Source organism: Devosia sp. (genome assembly GCF_041917035.1).
Taxonomy (GTDB): domain Bacteria; phylum Pseudomonadota; class Alphaproteobacteria; order Rhizobiales; family Devosiaceae; genus Devosia_A.
Map to the genome: position 1 here is coordinate 1 of NZ_JAYRYM010000018.1, position 19,024 is coordinate 19,024.

The 19,024-nt window shown below is 64.6% G+C and carries 13 protein-coding genes and 2 pseudogenes; 6 read left to right on the forward strand and 9 right to left on the reverse strand.

Annotated features, from left to right (window positions below; genetic code table 11):
• The 6 genes and pseudogenes from ACE3TU_RS03775 to ACE3TU_RS03800 form a co-directional block, all read left to right on the forward strand.
• Positions 1-106: pseudogene (locus ACE3TU_RS03775) on the forward strand (IS5/IS1182 family transposase); the annotation flags it as partial.
• Positions 107-358: 252 nt separating this feature from the next.
• The gene (locus ACE3TU_RS03780) at positions 359-1,618 is read left to right on the forward strand and encodes a hypothetical protein (protein WP_106750451.1); all 1,260 of its coding nucleotides are present in this window, start codon (positions 359-361) and stop codon (positions 1,616-1,618) included.
• 82 nt (positions 1,619-1,700) lie between these two features.
• On the forward strand, positions 1,701-2,162 hold the full coding sequence (locus ACE3TU_RS03785; RefSeq protein WP_146144850.1) for a DUF6878 family protein: 462 nt from the start codon (positions 1,701-1,703) through the stop codon (positions 2,160-2,162).
• Between the two features lie 13 nt (positions 2,163-2,175).
• Positions 2,176-2,570: pseudogene (locus ACE3TU_RS03790) on the forward strand (hypothetical protein).
• 65 nt (positions 2,571-2,635) lie between these two features.
• Positions 2,636-4,159: a DUF2235 domain-containing protein gene (locus ACE3TU_RS03795; protein WP_106750449.1), complete on the forward strand. Its 1,524-nt coding sequence runs from the start codon at positions 2,636-2,638 to the stop codon at positions 4,157-4,159.
• A 1,227-nt stretch (positions 4,160-5,386) separates the two neighbouring features.
• Positions 5,387-6,715, forward strand: a complete 1,329-nt coding sequence (locus ACE3TU_RS03800; RefSeq protein WP_106750448.1) for an Nramp family divalent metal transporter — start codon at positions 5,387-5,389, stop codon at positions 6,713-6,715.
• Between the two features lie 29 nt (positions 6,716-6,744).
• On the opposite strand, the gene ACE3TU_RS03805 is transcribed toward ACE3TU_RS03800, so the two are convergent.
• The 9 genes from ACE3TU_RS03805 to ACE3TU_RS03845 form a co-directional block, all read right to left on the reverse strand.
• Positions 6,745-7,365: an SCO family protein gene (locus ACE3TU_RS03805; RefSeq protein ID WP_106750447.1), complete on the reverse strand. Its 621-nt coding sequence runs from the start codon at positions 7,363-7,365 to the stop codon at positions 6,745-6,747.
• A gap of 112 nt (positions 7,366-7,477) precedes the next feature.
• A complete protein-coding gene (locus tag ACE3TU_RS03810) occupies positions 7,478-9,763 on the reverse strand; it encodes a heavy metal translocating P-type ATPase (RefSeq protein ID WP_106751153.1) in 2,286 nt (761 codons plus the stop codon).
• A 20-nt stretch (positions 9,764-9,783) separates the two neighbouring features.
• Positions 9,784-10,926: an NAD(P)/FAD-dependent oxidoreductase gene (locus ACE3TU_RS03815; protein WP_106750446.1), complete on the reverse strand. Its 1,143-nt coding sequence runs from the start codon at positions 10,924-10,926 to the stop codon at positions 9,784-9,786.
• 156 nt (positions 10,927-11,082) lie between these two features.
• The gene (locus tag ACE3TU_RS03820) at positions 11,083-12,000 is read right to left on the reverse strand and encodes a cation diffusion facilitator family transporter (RefSeq protein ID WP_106750445.1); all 918 of its coding nucleotides are present in this window, start codon (positions 11,998-12,000) and stop codon (positions 11,083-11,085) included.
• Between the two features lie 30 nt (positions 12,001-12,030).
• Complete coding sequence (locus tag ACE3TU_RS03825; RefSeq protein WP_245898165.1) at positions 12,031-12,465, reverse strand: hypothetical protein; 435 nt, start codon at positions 12,463-12,465, stop codon at positions 12,031-12,033.
• Positions 12,466-12,474: 9 nt separating this feature from the next.
• Positions 12,475-15,708: an efflux RND transporter permease subunit gene (locus ACE3TU_RS03830; RefSeq protein ID WP_106750444.1), complete on the reverse strand. Its 3,234-nt coding sequence runs from the start codon at positions 15,706-15,708 to the stop codon at positions 12,475-12,477.
• Positions 15,709-15,719: 11 nt separating this feature from the next.
• Positions 15,720-16,964: an efflux RND transporter periplasmic adaptor subunit gene (locus ACE3TU_RS03835; protein ID WP_106750443.1), complete on the reverse strand. Its 1,245-nt coding sequence runs from the start codon at positions 16,962-16,964 to the stop codon at positions 15,720-15,722.
• Between the two features lie 40 nt (positions 16,965-17,004).
• On the reverse strand, positions 17,005-18,534 hold the full coding sequence (locus ACE3TU_RS03840) for an efflux transporter outer membrane subunit (RefSeq protein ID WP_106750442.1): 1,530 nt from the start codon (positions 18,532-18,534) through the stop codon (positions 17,005-17,007).
• 26 nt (positions 18,535-18,560) lie between these two features.
• On the reverse strand, positions 18,561-18,935 hold the full coding sequence (locus ACE3TU_RS03845; RefSeq protein ID WP_106750441.1) for a hypothetical protein: 375 nt from the start codon (positions 18,933-18,935) through the stop codon (positions 18,561-18,563).
• Positions 18,936-19,024: the final 89 nt, after the last annotated feature.

Genomic DNA, 19,024 nt, shown 5'->3' on the forward strand with positions numbered 1-19,024 from the left:
CGGCAAGCTCAAGGACTGGCGCCGCATCGCAACCCGCTACGACAGATGCGCCCACGCCTTCTTCTCCGCCATCTGCATCGCCGCCGCAGTCGCGTTCTGGCTGTGATCAATGAGTCCTGAGCCTAGTCGAGAACTAAATTTCGACAATAGGCCCCTCCGATACTCCGCCACCGCCACCACGCCGCCGCCGTCGCCAACACCACCCTCTCTGACTGCCACTCTGTCTCTGTGATCTGCCTGTCTGACCACCTCTGACGCCGGCCACCTCACCCGGCCGCCATTTATGTGAACTTCCGCAGCTCATCTCTGAATCCTTCCCAGCGTCGCCCTGCCGGCGGCCTTCGAGAAGGAGCCTTCAGTGACCAAGCCCACCAATTCCGCCCGCGCCCTGTCCAAGACGATCGCCGCCATTGCTGCGGCCACCCCGGCCACGAGCTTCGTCTCCGAGCCCGGCACGCTGCCCGACTTCCTTCGTGACGAAGGGTGCACCTCAGCCGCGCCGATGGCCCAGCCGGTTCGTGTTCCGCTGGTTCCGGAAGGCATTCTTCGGCGCCACCACGCCTTTATCTCCACTGACACGCGCTTCCGGTCTGCCGCCCGGCTCCTGGCCGCCTACTGGCGTGAGGATCAGGGCATTCCGATCGGCTTTCATGTCACTGACGAGCCGAAGCCCAAGCACATCAAGCTGGGCTCCCGGCTTCGTCTCGACGCTGCCCGCGCCGGCCAGAACTTCATCTCGTCGGAGGTCTTCGATCTCGTTCGGCACTCCCTCATGCTTCGTGAGGAAGGCGCCATGATCGACGAGGATCGGCTCTATTCGAATGCGCTTTCGTCAATGCCGCTGTGCTTCAACTTGCTTGGGCCCCTCGCACTCGACCTCGACCTCGCCACCAAGGTCTTCGCGGCCGTCCTGCCGGGTTTCGTCCAGACCGTGGAGCGCATCGATTTCGAGACGTCACCCGGCCGGCGCGACCCGCGTTTCCTCGACGATGGAACCGCCCTCGACGCCGCCCTCCAGGTCATCACGCCCGATGGGGAGCCGGCCACCGTCTTCATCGAGGTGAAGTACTCCGAGGGCATGTCTGGGCCCGTCGCCCGCCACCGGCCGCGCTACGATGAAGCGTCACGGGAGGTTCGTCTCTACCGCGACCCCGACGCGATGGTCCTCCGCTCGACTGCCCTTGAGCAACTCTGGCGGGAGCACATGATGGTTCAGCGCGCCGTCGACCTCGGCGTCGTCGGCAAGGCGCTCTTCATCGGCATCGGACCGCGGCTCAATCGCCGTGTCCAGGGCGCCTTCAAGGCCTATCAGGCTGAGCTCGCCAACCCCGAGCCGAAGGACGACGTCGACCGCGTCGGCTTCATGAGCGTCACCATCGAGACGATCATCGAGGCCATGGCCATGGCTGGCGCCGTCTCGCCCGCACGAAAGCTCTGGGACCGCTACTGCGACTTCGGCCGCGTGCTTTTTTGGGCCATGACCCCGCCGCCGCCGGCAACAGTCCCGCCCGCCGCCAACGACAACCCCACGACGGCTGCCGCGAAGGTTCGTCGGACGGTTGCCGGGACCATCGACCAGGTAACTTCGACGGCGGCGAGTGACGCCAAGGCCGCCTAAAGCGTCTTCAGCAACCAAGCATCAAACCTGCCCGGTGCCGTCAGGCGCCGGGCCCCATGCCTCGCGCCTCGTCGAGATCGCCATGCCCGCCGCCGACAACGGCTTTGCCGACTACCGCGCCATGATCGACCGGCGCACTGCGCTCGCCGAGGCGCTTCGTCCCGCCAACAAGACAGCTTTGTTCGAACCGCTCGCCCTCTCCAGCGTCGCGACCGTGAACGTGACCTTCGACGGCGCCGGGGACAGCGGCCAGATCGAAGCCGTCGAGTACCTCGGCGCCGATGGTTGGCCGCTCGAGCCCACCGACTTCTTCGTGTCGCTCGCAACGCCGAGCCAGGACGGCCTGACCGTCGAACACAACGTCCACAACCTTCGCGATGCCGTGGAAGCCTTCGTCTACGATTGCCTCGAACAAACTCATGCTGGCTGGGAGATCGATGTCGGCGCCTACGGCACCTTTAAGTTCGACATCGGGGCCGGCACCATTCGTCTCGACTACCACGAGCGGTTCGAGGCGAGCGAGCACCACGGCCACGATCTCTGACGGGACCCGGACCATGGCTCACAGCTACCACCACGCTGTCTCCTCGACCCGCAAGTTCGGCGGCGCGCCTGAGGACTACATCGCGATCCATGCCGGGTTCGACGAGTCCGAGGCCATCATCGCGGACTTCCGCCACAGGGCCCTTCGTCATCACGCCGAAGGCATCTTCCTCGCCGAGCGAGTATTCGGGGTGACCATCACCAACAGGTCGGTCGCGCCATCCCAGTCCACCTCATCGGCGAACAGCACTGCATCGAGGGCTTCGGCTTCATCCCTTCGTTCGCAGACTGGGTCCGGTGCATTCGGCCTGAGCCCTGGATGGGGCGAGCCGGCCGCATGTTCGTCGAAGATGGCGATGTAAGGCTGGAGCTGCAGGCTGCGGCGAGAACTCAACCAGTCTCTGCATAGACCCGCTGCTGCCAACCCGTTCGAGCGAATCGGCTATGCTGGTCGCTAGATGGGGATTACAACAAATGCCCAAGAACATTGTGGTCTTCTCCGATGGCACCGGCCAGGATGGAGGCGTTCGCCCAGAACAGCACTGGAGCAACATCTACAAGATGTACAGGACCTGTCGCATCGCGCCGGAGACCGCGATTGATCCATTTGAGCAGGTAGTGTTCTACGATCCCGGTTTGGGCACAGAGACTTCCGCGACGGGGTGGACCAACATCGGCAGGAAGGTGAGAAAACTGCTGGCCAATGTCGACGGCAGGGGCATCACCATCAACATTGCCGATTGCTACGAGTTCATCATCAACCACTACGAGCCGGGCGACCGCATATTCCTTTTCGGCTTTAGCCGCGGTGCCTATACAGCGCGGAGCATCGCCAACCTGTTGATGCTGTGCGGTGTCCCGATGAAGAATGGCGACAATTCCCTACCTCGATTCCGTCGCACAATCCGTCTGATTGCTGAGGAAGCCGTAACCTCCGTGCTGGAACACGGCGCAGGACATCCACGCGCGAAGTTTGAGGACGAGCGTCTGGAAATGGCTCGGCGCTTCCGTGAGAAGTACGGCTCGCATCACCCCACTGGCGAGGTGCATCGGTCGAATGCAGCGCCGTATTTCATCGGTGTCTTTGACACAGTGGCGGCGCTAGGCGCTCAGGGCTGGTTGCGAGTTGGCATCCAAGCTGCGCTCTACGCCGGTTCGATCGGCCTCGGAATCTTGACGGGCGTTCTGACAGGTAGCCTCATCGGCTTGGGCAGTTGGCTACTTGGAGGCCCATTCTGGATCATATTGCTGCTCGCCATCCTCGCAGGCGGCTTGGGCGCTGCCCTCCTACTTTATCGAAGCCAAAACCGGCACATCCAGAAGACCATTCTCAACTTTCCAAAGGAGGGCGATTCCAGCTCGCACCTTGCGCAGTGGAAGGGAGAACATTTCGATCGATTGCTTAGCCGGTTTGTCAGTTACGCCCGAGCCGCCAATGCGATTGATGAGAACCGCGCAGACTTCGCGCGCGTCGGCTGGGGCAATACAGTTCAGGCGGCCGACACGGTCGATGGCGTGACGCGCCTGGATCAGCGGTGGTTCCCCGGCAACCATTCCGACATTGGCGGAAGCTATGCTGAGACGGAATCCCGGCTATCGGACATCTCTTTGCAGTGGATGATCGAGGAAGCGCTATCGGTTCCCCAACCCCTTAGAATCGGGCCTGTTTTCGTCAACGGGGAGCGCATGCCCGGCAGCGGAACCCTCGGCATTCCGTTGTACTTGCGGCCCAACCCAGGCGGTCTGCAGCATTGTGAAGTTGCCGGTGGTCACGATCAGGTCGAGGCTAAAGTTCCCGAATGGATTCGGCACCGTCTCGGCATCACCGGGTGGAGTGTGAAAATCCGCGACGTCAAACCGGCACACGCGCTGCACCAATCAGTGCTTGACCGGTTTGCGCTGCCGGAAGTGCCGCAGTGTTCGGGGTGGGGCCCTTATCGTCCCGAGGCCCTGAGAAACCATCCTGCTGTGAAGCACTACTACCCTGATGCCGCTTGAGGGCCGCATCTGTGATCAGCTTCTCCAAGCGTATGGACCGTCACACCGTCCGTCAGATCAGAGCCTCGACGACGTCTTGACGTCCCGACGCTCGTCCAGGGAGCGGTCGTCTTCGGCGACATTGGACATTGGCAGTTGGAGGTCGAATACTTTGCAGGATTCTATCTCGCGCTTGAGTACGAGGACCGTCAGATGCGACAGGAAACGCAGGACCGGCGCGGCCCGGCATGCCGGTCCGCGCGAACAGGTTTTCACCTACTGACAAACCAGCTCGGAGTCAGTTGAGCGCCTGCGTAGCTGACCTTCGCCACCTCGTCGCAAGCAGATGTTGGCGCTCGCCATGGGGCACTACCGCAGGCCCGCTTGGCCGCAATGTACACCAGAGTGCTTTGACCTTTCCCCTGATGTCCACTGGTCACTATCGGACTCCATTCTGTCTCGAGTGGTGCACTTGCCAAAGATTAGCTCGCCGAGCCTCGTGTGGGGGTGGTGGGCATATTGGCCGACCCGCAACTCTCGATGATCCGCCAGTCATGGGCAACGCAGGCGCAAAATGTGCTTGCTTAGGCTCTCTTCGCGCAGGCGCCCGACGAAAGCGCTTCGTGTAAGCTTGCTGGTAGCAATGTAGTGCCATTCGAAAAAGTGTTCCTCCTGCCAAGCCAACATCTTCCGGTTTGTCGGTTCCCTTCCGGCAGGATCAACAGAGGCAGTGCGCGTCCGTCGGGAAGTTGGTCGAGTTCGCGTGCACCGACGACGTCTGACAGCGACGTTTCGACTCGGAGAACCAGGCGCCCATGGGCAAAGTCGGCGCCTACCGGCGGCACCCAAAGGCGACGGCCGTCCGACAATACGTCGCCGCCGAAGCCGAGGCCAATCGATAGTTGGGCCACTGCGGAACCGCCATCATCCACTTTTATTCAGCCACCCCACACTCGCGACCACGCAACACTTCTAAAAATGCCCGCAAAACAAATTAAATCCGCGCATTTTTACAGAATTTCATTTAAATCAACTTAGATATATATATATTTTAAGTATTGAATCGACAATCCGCATGCTTAGCCTGCAATTTTCCCTCGATCTCAATCTGGTACTTGGCGTCGTAAACGTCCATCCCCCTTTTGGCGTCCGTCCCATACTCCGTCACTTGACAAAGGTACGCGCCTTCCCAGGTACGCGCCTTCCCATGATGCAAATAATTCGCATTTGCATACTGAGGCGCTGCTCATGTCCTCCGCGTTCGAGCTTTCCTCGTGGCGCCGTCCCCGTGGCGATGCCGCTTTGTCGGATGTCCATCGCTCGATTCCCGTACCCGCTGGAACCTGGCGGAAGGCCGCCGCCTTCCTCGGCCGGGGATACATGGTGGCTGTCGGCTACATGGACCCGGGCAACTGGGCGACCTCGCTCGCTGGCGGCTCGAAGTTCGGATACACGCTGCTGGTGGTGGCCCTGGTGTCCAACATCATGGCGATCGTGCTCCAGTCGCTCTGCGCGCGCCTGGCGATCGCGTCGGGCCGCGACCTTGCCCAGGCCTGCCGCGATGCCTTTCCCCGCTGGGCTTCCTATCCGCTCTGGCTATTGGCGGAGATCGCCATCATTGCGACCGACATCGCCGAGGTCATCGGAACCGCAATCGGCCTGAACCTGCTCTTCGGCATCCCGCTTGAGATCGGCGTCGTCATCACCGCGCTCGATGTGTTCGTGATCCTCTGGCTGCAGCGCAAGGGCTTTCGCTGGCTCGAGGCCTTCATCATTACGCTGCTCCTCGTGATCGCCATCTGCTTCGGAGTGCAGATCGCGCTCGCCAACCCCGACTGGGGTCAGGTCATCCGCGGCTTTGCGCCGACGACCGAGATCGTCCGGAACCCTGAAATGCTGTATCTGGCGCTCGGCATCCTCGGGGCGACCGTCATGCCTCACAATCTCTATCTGCACTCGGCGATCGTACAGACCCGGGCTTACGGTGAAACGGTCGAGGAGAAGCGCGAGGCCCTGAAGTTCGCAACGATCGACTCGACGGTTGCGCTGATGTTCGCGCTTCTCGTCAACGCCTCCATCCTGATCCTGGCGGCGGCTGCTTTCCATGCCACCGGCAGAACCGGAATCGCCGAACTTGGTGACGCGCACAACCTGCTCGCGCCCCTGCTCGGTCTGGCGGTCGCTCCAACCCTGTTCGCCATCGCGCTGTTGTGCTGCGGCCTCAATTCGACCGTCACTGCCACACTCGCCGGGCAGGTGGTGATGGAGGGGTTCCTCCACATCAAGCTACCGCCATGGCTCCGGCGACTGGCGACCCGGCTGATCGCGATCATCCCGGCAGCCGGCGTCACCATCTGGTACGGGCAGAGCGGCACCGCCCAGTTGCTCATCCTCAGCCAGGTCGTGCTCAGCATGCAATTGTCCTTCGCGGTCATTCCGCTGGTCATGCTGACAGCCGACCGCCGCAAGATGGGGCCACTGGTCGCGCCCCGCTGGCTTATCGCGTTCGCCGCGCTGATCGCCGCAGTGATCGTCGCCCTGAACCTCAAGCTGCTCGTCGATTTCGCCACGGGCTAGAGGGGCAGACTCACCCTCATAAAGGTGAACTACAGGCCTGCGAGGCGACGGACCTTGTCGACCGCGATGTCTCGCTGCTCGTGGAAGTCGATGGTACCGACGAAGCGACCGGTGCTGTCCATCATGAACACCGAAGCGGAGTGCTCGACGGTGTAGTTGTCGCCGCCTGTCGGAACCAGACGATAGGTGGCGCGATAGGCGGCCACCATCGCATCGACCTGGTCCTTCGTGCCCGTGGCGCCGATGATGCGTGGATCGAAGGACTGGATGTACTGACCGAGGATTTCCGTCGTATCCCGCTTCGGATCGACCGAGACAAACAGGATCTGGACCCGGTCCGCCAACGCCCCGACTGCCTTGACCCACTCCGACGCCTCGAAAAGGGTCGTCGGGCAGACGTCCGGGCAATGGGTGAAGCCGAAGAAGACGAGGAGTGGCCGGCCACGGAAATCCCGCTCGGTGACGGCGCGGCCTCGATGATCGGTAAGGCTGAACGGTCCGCCGACGGCATGCACCGGCTCCTGACGACTGGCCGCCGGACGACCGGGCCCGTCCACCTGCCACCAGCCGAGGGCAAGCGCGAGGGCGAGCGGGACGGCGAGCGCCACGGCCCCCCAAGCGGCATACCGGATCACTCTCAGCACTTTCATCGCGTGTCCTTCGCCCACCCGCCGGCATCAGCGAACGGAGCCATATACGGAAAAGCAGCCGCCGGGCTTCAACCCGGCGGCCTCGGGCCTGAACTGTGAGCCGAAGACGGCCTCAGGACAGCCGTGTCCCCAACAGCCTGATGGCGTTGGCGGTGACCAGAACGGTCGCCCCGGTATCGGCGAGGATCGCCGGCCACAATCCCGTGAGGCCGGCAACCGTCGTGACCAGGAACACCGCCTTGAGCCCCAGGGCCATCACGATGTTCTGGCCGATATTGCGCATGACCCGGCGCGACAGCTCGATCATGTTGGCGATGTCGCGGACGCGCCCGTGCAGCACGGCAGCGTCGGCCGTCTCCAGCGCCACATCGGTGCCGCCACCCATGGCGATGCCGATATCGGCCGCAGCCAAGGCTGGGGCATCGTTGATGCCGTCGCCGACCTTGGCCACGACCTGGCCCTTATCCTGCAATTCGCGAACGATGCGCTGCTTGTCCACGGGCAGGAGGCCGGCGCGCACGGCGATGCCGAGATTGCCGCCGATGGCCCTCGCTGTTCGCTCGTTGTCACCCGTGAGCATCACCGTGGCGATGCCGGCATCCGTCAATGCCCGGAGCCCGGCGGCAGCGTCCTCCCGAGGCTCGTCGCGGATGGCGAGGAGACCGGCGATCCGGTCGTCGACCAGCAGCACCGACACGGTCTTGCCCTCGTTGTTGAAGGCGCTGACCGCCGCGTCCTGATCGGACGTCATTGGCGCCGTCTCGTGGGCAGCCTTCGGCGAGGCCAGGAACAGGTTCCGGCCCCCGACGCTGCCGACGACACCCTTGCCGGCCACCGCGCGCGCATCGCTGGCTGGCGGGACGGCTACCGTGTCGGCCTTGGCACGGGCGAGGATGGCGGCCGCAAGCGGATGGCTGGAGCCCGTCTCCAGTGCAGCGGCAAGCGACAAGACCTCCGTCCCGGGGCGGTCGAACCCGACGATGTCGGTGACAACGGGCTTGCCCTCGGTCAGCGTGCCGGTCTTGTCGAGCGCCACGGTGGTCACCTTGCGCAGGCCCTCCAGGACAGCACCGCCCTTCATCAGAAGGCCGCGCCGCGCACCGGCGGCCAGGCCCGCCGCAATGGCCGCCGGCGTGGAGATGACCAGCGCACAGGGACAACCGATGAGCAGCACAGCGAGGCCCTTGTAGATCCATTCCGACCAGATACCGCCGAAGAACAGCGGCGGAACCAGCGCTACCAGCGCGCCGATCACGAGGACTGCAGGCGTGTAGTAGCGTGAGAACTGGTCGATGAAGCGCTCGGTCGGCGCCTTGCTCTCCTGCGCCTCCTCGACCAGCTTCACCACGCGCGCGATGGTGTTGTCCTCGGCTGCCGCGGTCACCCGCACGCGCAGCACCGCGTCGGCATTGATCGTGCCCGCAAAAACAGAGTCGCCCTGTTGCTTGCGTTTCGGTGTGCTCTCGCCGGTGACGGGTGCTTCGTCGATGGAGCTTTCGCCCGAGACGATCTCACCATCGGCGGCGATGCGGTCGCCCGGCCGCACGAGAATGGTCATGCCCGGCTGCAGGGCATCGGCAGCGACATCGCGCGTCGTGCCGTTCTCCTCGACCAACGCGGTTTTCGGCACGAGGGCCGTCAGACCCTTGATGCTGGAGCGGGCGCGGCTCGCGGCAATACCTTCGAGCAGTTCACCGACGAGAAACAGGAAGACCACGGCAGCGGCCTCCTCCGTCGCGCCGATGAAAACCGCACCGACGGCCGCGATCGTCATCAGCGTCTCGATGGTGAAGGGCATGCCCGCGACAGCCGCCATCGCAGCACGACGGGCGATGGGAACCAGACCGACGGCCATTGCCACGAGAAAGGCCCAATGGCCGGCGACCGGAACGAGCTGCCCCAGCAACCAGGCGGCGGCAAGTGCCGCACCGCAACCGATGGTCAGCATCGCCTTGCGACTGCGCCACCACGGACCATCATCGAGGTCGAGATGCGAATGGCCGGCATGGTCGTGACCGGGATGCCCGGTCGGCGTCGCCCGAGCCGTCGCGCCTTCGGAATGGTCGCGTTCACTCCTGTCATGGTCGTGCGCGCTCTTGGCATGATCGTGCCCATGGCCGGCATGGTCATGCGCGCAACAGCCATGGGCAGGCTGCTCGCCTTTCTTCTGGGCTCCAGCGGTCCGCGCGATGGAATAGCCGAGCGATTTCACCTGGCGTTCGACCGCGTCGGTCGCGAGCGAACCGTCGTGGCTCACCGCGAGCGAGCCGGACATGACCGAAACCGTCACATCGCCGACGCCCGGAAGGCGCCTGACGGCCGTCTCGACCTTCGCGGCGCAGGATGCGCAATCCATGCCGCCGACGCGGAACCGGGTCGTTTCGTTCGCCTGGGTCATGGTCAAGCCTTCCCTCCGGATTACAGGCAAGCCAAAGTCACTGGAGCGATTTCTCGCGGAACCCGGGCTTCTGCCGGATGACGGCCGCCCGCGATCGCTTCGACGATCACGCCCGCGTCGTCGCCGACGCCCATGACGAGGCCGGATGCGCGATTGCGCTGCCAGGGGCGGCCGACGAAGTAAAGGGCGGGTACCGGTGAAACACCGTCCCGCTCGATGAAGCGGCCGCCGCGGTCCACTGCTCCGGGGACTGCAATCCAGGCCGCCTCGTCGCGATAGCCGACAGCCCAGACGACCGCGTCGATTGTCTCCGTCCGGCCCCCGACGAACTGAACCTGCCGTCCGGCGGTCTGGTCGAGGCGCGGAACGATCGTCACGCCGCGCCTCTCGAGGCTGGCAAAGCTGCGATCGCGGTCGGGGAATGGATCGGCACGGCGCATGCGGCTCCCGATGAACGACTCGCGTCCCGCGTTCATCAACCCAGTCCGGGACAGCCACCACCAGATGCTGCGACCGAGAATTCGCTCGGGGAATAGCCGGCGCGGCTTGCCGGTCGCGAGTAGCACACGGTGGCTTGCAGCCAGCTCGGCCGCGATGTCGCGGCCGCTTGCGCCGTCCCCGACCACCAGCACCGTACCGGGCGCGACAGACGATGGCTCCCGATAAGTCTCCGATGTGAGCTGGTTCACACCTTCGTCGAGGCCGGCGGCGACCGATGGCACGACAGCCCGCTGGAAGCCGCCGGTGGAGACGATGACACTGCCTGCCAGCACGGTTTCTCCCGTCGTCAGCAAAGCCGAGAACATTCCGTCGGCGCGACGGCTCAGTTTTTCCACGCCCGTTCCTGTCGAAACCGCCAGGCGGTGGAAATCCGCATAGCGCTCCAGATAGTCGGCGAACTCGTCCCGCGTGGCATAGCCCTCGGGATCTCCATCGAGGCCGAGGCCTGGCAGGGCACTGAACCGACGCGGCGTGAACAGCGTCAGCGAGGCATAGCGCTTGCGCCAGCTGTCGCCGATGCGACCAGCCCCCTCCACGATACGGAAATCGATACCACTCTGCTGAAGGCGGTATGCTGCCGCGAGGCCCGCCTGAGCCGCGCCAATGACCAGGACGGGAATGATTGTGTCCAGCCTGCCGATACGCGTTTGGTTGCCATACATTCCGTGCTCTCCACGATGTTCGGCAAATCTTCTAAATCCTCTAGTGACTAGAGGATCAAGGCCCTTCTCGACATTCTTTGAAATTCTTGAGCTTGAGAACAAGCAATTGAACCAGCACAATTTTCTACCGCTCGCGGGCGAAATGCGGACATCCGGTCAATCGCCTCGCGAGACCAGTTGTCCCAACGGGTCCACCTGAACAGTCACATGCTCTATCCCGTAGCGGCCCTTGAGCCAGTCCGAAACGACCGGCGGAAGCGCCAATGGATCAGCATCGGGGCGGGCAGAAACATGCACGGTCGCAACGATGGTCTCGTCTGCAAGCGTCCAGGCGTGAAAATGCCCGGCCTCGGCGACGCCGGGCAAGGATCGGATACCGGTTTCCGCCTGCGTGGCATCGACGCCGCGAGGGGTCGCCTGAAGCAGCACGCGCAGGGAGTCGGATACCAACGTCCATGCCGAGCGCACCACGAGGCCAGCCACCAGCACCGACAGCAGAGGGTCGAGCAATGCCCATCCCGTCAGCATGATCCCGATAGCCGCCGCGATCGCGCCAACAGACCCGACCAGATCTCCCAGCACATGCAGGAGCGCGCCCCGCAGATTGCTGTCCGACGCATTGCCGGACCAGAGCAGGTAGGCGCCGGCGACGTTCACCAGCAGGCCGACCACGGCGACGGCGAGCATCGGTCCGGCCAGCACCTCGCCCGGAGCATTGATGCGCTGAACCGCCTCCCATGCGATCCACACGACTAGAAGCAGCAGGGTTGCTCCATTGGCCAGCGCCGCCAATACGCGGACGCGATGGAAGCCGTAGGTTCGGGTGCCATCGGCAGGCCGACGCGCCACGCGGTAGGCGATGAGCGCGAGCAGCAGGGCCGCGGCATCGGACACCATATGCCCGGAATCGGCGATGAGTGCGAGCGACCCCGAAAACCAGCCGCCGGCAGCCTGGATCGCCGCATAGGTGGTGGTAAAGATGAAGACGAGGCGGATTCGTCGTTCGTTGGCAGCGGTCACGGATTGTCCGCGATCGTGATCATGCGCTTCGGCGCGGTCAGCCTCACCTGCCATGGTTCGGACCTCCGACGTGGTTCTCGCGGGCTAGCTCGGTGGCATTCTCAGAGTACGATAGAGCTCGATAACCGCGTCGCTGAAGTCACGCGCCCCATTGGCCTCGCAGTATCGTCTCAGGAACTCCGCCTGACGCGCCAGGGGAAACTGCGGCGGCAGCAGGTCGAGGTCCACATCCCGGCCGGTCGGGGCGCGCAGCAGCACGCCGCTCATGAAGCCCTGGGCCCAGGCAATGTAGTCCCGCTCTGCCGCTGGGTCGGCTGTGACACCCTGCAGAAAGTCCGCGCAGGATGAGGCTCCGATTCCGACGATCTTCACGCTGTCAGCCGACTGAGCCCTGCCCTGCATGGCTTGCCCCCACGCCTGTCCCATCCCGATAGCGGACGAAGCGACCAGACAGACGAGGGCGCAGCGCCTTGCCCAGAATCTGGCGGAGCCGGCCACGACCATCGTCGTTCTGCCCATGAACTCCCCCTATTCCGCCGGAACCGTGGTGAGGTCCTGATCTTCCTTCCCGCGGCGCGCGGCGGCAGATCCATAGCGGACGTAGAGAACCGGCAGGATGATGAGAGTCAGGATCGTCGCGCTGATGAGGCCGCCGATGACGACGGTGGCCAACGGCTTCTGCACCTCGGCTCCCGTCCCGGTGGCCAAGGCCATCGGCACGAACCCGAGCGAAGCGACCAGCGCGGTCATCACCACCGGGCGCAGGCGCGTCAGGGCACCATCGACCACGGCGTCCCGAAGCGAGCGCCCCTCCTCGAGCAACTGCTTCATGTAGGTCAGCATGACCAGGCCGTTGAGCACCGCCACACCGGATAGCGCGATGAAGCCGACAGCCGCTGCAACTGAGAACGGCATCCCTCTCAGCCAGAGCGCGATCAGTCCGCCGGTAAGCGCCAGGGGCACGGCCGTGAATACCAGGAGCGCATCCCTGAACGACCGCAATGCCGACGACAGCAGCAGTAGGATCAGGAAGAAGCACGCAGGAACGACGACCATCAGACGGTTCCTCGCCGCCGCGAGGTTCTCGAACTGGCCACCCCAGGTCACATAATACCCGGCCGGAAGAGCGATCCGCTGCACCTTGGCCTGTGCCTCTTCGACGACCGAGGCGATGTCGCGGCCGCGTACGTTGGCGGTCACGACGACACGGCGCTTGCCGTTCTCGCGCGAGATCTGGTTGGGACCCTCAACGAAGGCGAGCGAGGCGACCTGTCCCAGCGGGATCGACGCCGCGCCAGTTCCGCCTTCTCCCGCCAGCGGCAGGGGAAGCTTGCGCAACTGCTCGACATCTTCGCGCAGGTTCTCCGGCAGCCGGACGAGAATCGGAAAGCGCCGATCGCCTTCGAATATGATGCCTGCCTCACGCCCGCCGATCGCCGCGCCGATGACCTCCTGAACGGCCTGTACGCTCAGTCCCAGCCGGGCGATCTCAGCACGATTGATGTTGATCTCAAGGATCGGCAGGCCACCTATCTGCTCGACCTTGACGTCCTGGGCCCCTGCCGTCGACCTGAGAACCTGGGCGATCTGGTTCGCGGCGCGCAGCATCGGGTCGAAATCGTCGCCGAAGACCTTCACCGCCAGATCGCCGCGCACGCCGGCCAGCAGCTCATTGAACCGCATCTGGATCGGCTGCGTGAATTCATAGTTGTTGCCGACGAGTTTCTCGACCTCGACCTTGATGCGCTCGATCAGCTCGGCCTTGGTCAGCCTGGGATCGGGCCACTCGTTCTGCGGTTTCAGGATGATGAAGGTGTCGGAGGCGTTCGGGGGCATGGGGTCGGCGGCGACCTCGGCCGTGCCGGTCTTGGAGAAGACATAGGCCACCTCCGGAAACCGCGTCACCGTCCGCTCCACGTCGAGCTGCATGGTCTGCGACTGGGTGAGCGAGACGCTCGGAATCCTCAGCGCATGCATGGCGATGTTCTTCTCGTCGAGCTGCGGCAGAAATTCCTGCCCGAGGCGCGTGAACAGCACGCCACTCGCGACGAGCAGGGCAAGAGCGGCCAGGATCGCCAGCCGCGGCAGGCGCAGGGCGACTTTCAGGGTCGGCGAATAGACCACCCGGAGGGCCTTGACGATGAAGTTCTCCTTTTCCTGAACCTTGCCGGAGATGGCGATGGCGAGGACGGCCGGGATGAAGGTCATCGAGATGATGAAGGCGGCAGCCAGGGCGAGGATGACAGTGAGAGCCATCGGCTCGAACATCTTGCCTTCGACGCCCGAGAAGGTCAGCAGCGGCACGTAGACGAGGATGATGATCGCCTGACCGTAGACGGAGGGGCGGATCATCTCCTCGGCAGAGGCGATGACGGTCTGGAGACGCTCGTCGAGGCGCAGTTGCCGGCCGAGCTCGTGCTGCCGGTCGGCAAGACGCCGGAGGGTATTCTCGGCGATGATGACGGCGCCATCGACGATGAGGCCGAAGTCCAGCGCCCCGAGACTCATCAGGTTGGCGCTGATCTTGCCCTGCACCATGCCGGTGATGGTCATCAGCATGGCGATCGGGATGACCATCGCGGTGATGATCGCTGCGCGGATGTTGCCGAGCATCAGGAAGAGCACGAGGACGACCAGAAGTGCGCCTTCGGCGAGATTTTTGGCGACCGTCTGGATGGTCGCGTCCACCAGCACCATGCGGTTCAGCACCGGCTTCGCCTCGATGCCGGGGGGCAGCGAGCGGTTGATCTGCCGCATCTTCGCATCGACGGCGGCCGCCACAGTCCGGCTGTTCTCGCCGATGAGCATCATGGCGGTGCCGATGACGGCTTCCGCGCCGTTCTCGCTGCCGCTGCCCGTCCGCAGTTCGCGGCCGACGCCGACGGTCGCGACGTCGGAGATGCGGATCGGAGTACCCTGTCGCGTCTTGACGACGATGCCGGCGATCTGTTCGACGGCATCGAGGCGACCGTTGACCCTGACGCTGTACCCCTCCCCATTGCGCTCGATATAGCCGGCGCCGCGATTGAGATTGTTGCTCTCGAGGGCCTCGGCCACGTCGCCGAACGACAGGTTGTACCCGATCAGCTTGGCGGGATCGGGCTGCACGACATACTGCTTCTCAAAGCCGCCGATCGTATCGATACCGGCAACGCCGGGGACGGTGCGAAGCTGGGGGCGGATGATCCAGTCCTGCACAGTGCGCAGGTAGGCAGCGCGCTCCAGTTCGGTACGCAGGATCTGCCCTTCCGGCGTCAGGTAGCTGCCATCGCGTTGCCACCCGGCCTCACCGCGGCGGGTGAGCTGACGCTCGTTGCCCGACTTGAAATGCACGGCCCACATATAAATCTCGCCCAGACCCGACGAGATCGGTCCGAGTTGGGGGCGCACTCCCGTCGGCAGATTGCGTGACGCCTCGTTCAGCCGCTCTGAAACCTGCTGCCGGGCGAAGTAGATGTCCGTGCGCTCGCTGAAGACCGCTGTGACCTGCGAAAAGCCGTTTCGTGACAGCGAACGCGTGTATTCGAGGCCAGGGATGCCTGCCAGCGCCGTCTCGACCGGAAAGGTCACCTGCCGTTCGACGTCGACGGGCGACAGCGAGGGCGCCAGCGTATTGATCTGGACCTGCTTGTTGGTGATGTCCGGAACGGCGTCGATGGGCAGCCGCGCCAGTGACCAAACGCCCAGCGCCACCACCAGCAGGGTGACGAGGACAACGAGCCACCGCTGGTGGACGGAGAAGGAGAGAACGCGAGCAATCATCCTGGGAACGCCTAGTGCGAATGCTCGGCCTCGGACTTGCCGAGTTCAGCCTTGAGCAGGAAAGTATTGGAGACTGCGATGGACTCGCCGGGATCGACGCCGAAGGCGACTTCGACGAATTCGCCGTCCTGTTTGCCAAGGACGACCTTGCGCCTCTCGAACCCAGTCTCGGTGCGCACGAAGACCACAGTCGCGCCTTCCGACGTCTGGAGGGCGGATCGCGGGATGCGGATGTCGACATCCACCCGCTCGATCTCCACCTCGGCGCTGACGAAGGAACCCGGCCGCCAGCGGAGTTCTTCGTTGCCGATCGCGGCGAAGACGCGCGCGGAGCGGGTTTCCGGATTGTAGACCGGGCTGATGAAGACGATCTTCCCCTCTGCCCTCAGGTCGCTGCCGCTCATGGTAACGACGACACGACTGCCTTCACGAACCTGACCGAGATCTGACGAGGACACCGCGAGCTCCACCCAGACGGAGCGCAGGTCGATGATCGAAAAGAGCTCCTTGGCCTGTCCTTCGCCGCCCACGGGCGTTCCCAGATCCACCATGCGTTCGACCACCTGGCCGACGCCCGGGGAGCGGATTTCGTAGCGCTGAAGCCCGTTCATCGCCTCGGGCGCCGCCGACATCCGGGCGATCTCCTGATCGCTCAGGCCGAGGGCCGCGAGCTTCTGTTGGGCGAGATGCACGCGAACCTGTGCCTCGACGAAGGCATTCTTCGCGCGCAGATACTGCTGCTCCGCCTGAATACGGCTCCTCCAGAGCGTCTCCTCCCGTTCGAAGAGCGTTTTCTGGAGGCCGAAATTGACATGGGCTGCGATGTACTCGCTGCGGGCCTCGGCAACCTCGCGGCTGTCGACGATCGCCAGCAGATCTCCTGCCTCGACCTTGTCGCCGAGACCTTTGCGCAACTCCGCAACCGTGCCGACAATGCGGGCCGCGATGCGCCGGATGTTGTTGCGATCCGGAACAATCGTCCCTGGCAATGTGAGCTGTCGCGCAAGCGTGCCGGGCTGCACCTCGGCCAGTTCGATCTTGGCGGCCGTGATCCGATCCTGCGTCATGAGCAGCACGCCTTCGGGAGCACGCTCTTCAGTATGCGCTTCTTCAGGGCGTTGGGCTGACCCGTCCGGCTTCGCCTGGACGCCGGCAGCAGCCAGATAGCTACGGGCCATCTGGGGCAGTTGCGGAACCATGGCGCTGACGACGACGCCACCGAAAAGCGCGGCGGCGGCAATGACAATGACCTTCATGGTGTCTGGCTCGCGAACGTGAAGATGAGAGCGACGTGGTTCATTGGAGAACCGCAATGGCCGGAGCCGGCTCCGGGGCCGTGCGCGGGGCCGCAGGACGATCAGGACCGGGCGGCGTGCCCAATGCCTTGAAGAGCCCGACCGAAGCGACGGCCGCCCCCTCGCGCGCATCGGCGAGGTCGAGTTCGGCCTGCCGCAGGTCGGTCTCGGCCTGAAGGCGCTCCGTGAGGCCCGTGAGGCCACCGCGATATTGCCTGTCGGCCAGATCAAGGGCACGACTTGCGGCCGTTACCGCCGTCGATTGCCGTTCGAGCCGGCTGCGCGTCGCACGGATCGTGGCCAACGCGATTTCCACGTCTTCGACTCCCCGCAGCACGGCCGAGCGATAGGCGGCCACGGCCTCCCGCCATTGCGCCTCGCGGGCACGCACGACATTGGCGCGCATGCCCCAGTCGACCAGCGGAATCGAGATGGCCGGTCCGCCAGTGAGCGTCACTGGAGTTCCAAGCAGCGGCTTGCCGAGCAGGTTTCCGGCGATGTCCAGCGTCCCCGCGAGCATGAAGCGTGGGTAGAGGTCCGCCTCGGCGACGTCCGCCTCGGCAGCGCGCTGGGCGATGACAACCTCGGCACGGCGGATGTCGGCGCGCCAGCGCAGGATCGATGTGGGTAAGGGACCAACGGCGGTCGAGATGATCCCGATACCCCTAGAGCGGGTTGCCAGCCGCTCGTCGGGACGGGCCGAACCGGCGAGGGTCGCCAGCCTCTGAAGCGCGACACGCACGGCCAGGTCGGCGGCAGGCGCCCGGGCGCGCGCGGCCTCGTAGGTCGAGCGCGCGCGCTGGACATCGAACTCGCTCGACGTGCCGGCGGTCTGCTGGACGCGGACCGAGTCGAGCAGCGAACGCCGGGCCGCAATCTCGCGCAGGATGACGGCGCGGCGGCCCTGCGCGCCGCGCAGTTCCAGATAGGTCCGGACGACTTCGGCGATCAGGATGAAGCGCGCATCGTGAAGCTCTTCCGACGCCACGAGCGCCGCATGCTCCGCGGCCAGTGCAGAGTTTCGGACCCGGCCGAAGAAGTCGAGTTCCCAGCGCGCATCGAAGCCGGCCTGGAACACCCCCACCGTGCTGCGTGGCGACTCGCCGAAGAAATCCTCGCCGGCCGCATTCAGCCCTTGCGTCGGCCCGGAGAGCCTCGACTGAAGGGTCGCGCTCGCTGCGCCATCGACCGTCGGCAGCCGCTGGGCGCCCTGTGCCCGCGCCAGGGATCGTGCTGCGAAAACACGCTCGCGAGCTTCGTCGAGTGTAGGATTGGCTGCCAGTGCGCTGTCGACCAGCCGATTGATCTCGGGATCCCGATAGCGGCGCCACCAGGTCGCCAACTCGGTTTGCGCCAGAGCCTGGACGCTCGTCTGCCCGTTGCTCCAGCGCGAGGGAAGCGTCACGGAGAGCTGCGCCGAGCGATCCCTCGGAATGCAGCCGGACACGGCAAGGGCTATGGCGCCGGCGGCGGCGCAGCGAAGAAGGACGGTCAAGGTCGGCTGGTCCTGCATGTATCGGTACGGACGCATCCAGGCGTCCGTACCGGAAAGATGGGTCAGAGGACTGCGCGGACCGTGCCGCCGCCGGGAATCTGCAGCTGAACGGCACCCTTCGTGCCGGCAGGTACCGCCACCGGGGCCGTGCCGGTTAGGCGGGAGCCTTCCGCAGCGGTCAGCGGCACCCTGTGGGTAGTGCCGTTGACGACCACGGTCGCTGCGCCAGAGAAGCCAGTCGCGGGAATTGCACGCGAGTTGCCGTCGCTGACGAAGACGTTGATCGTCGTCGAACCATCGAAGACCACCTCGACGTGATGACGAGGACCGGCATCGACTTTCCAGCCGCCGTTGGGGCCGCGCTCAGGGGCGCTGGCCAGGGCTATGGCCGGAATCGAGGCGAAGAGGAGAACAGCGGCGGAGCGCCTGCTGAGCATGATCGAGACTCCTGGAGCTTGAGATCCGCAACACCCTCGCCAACCACGACGGCGAAGATGCACCCACAGATTGATTGTGCATCTGCGAA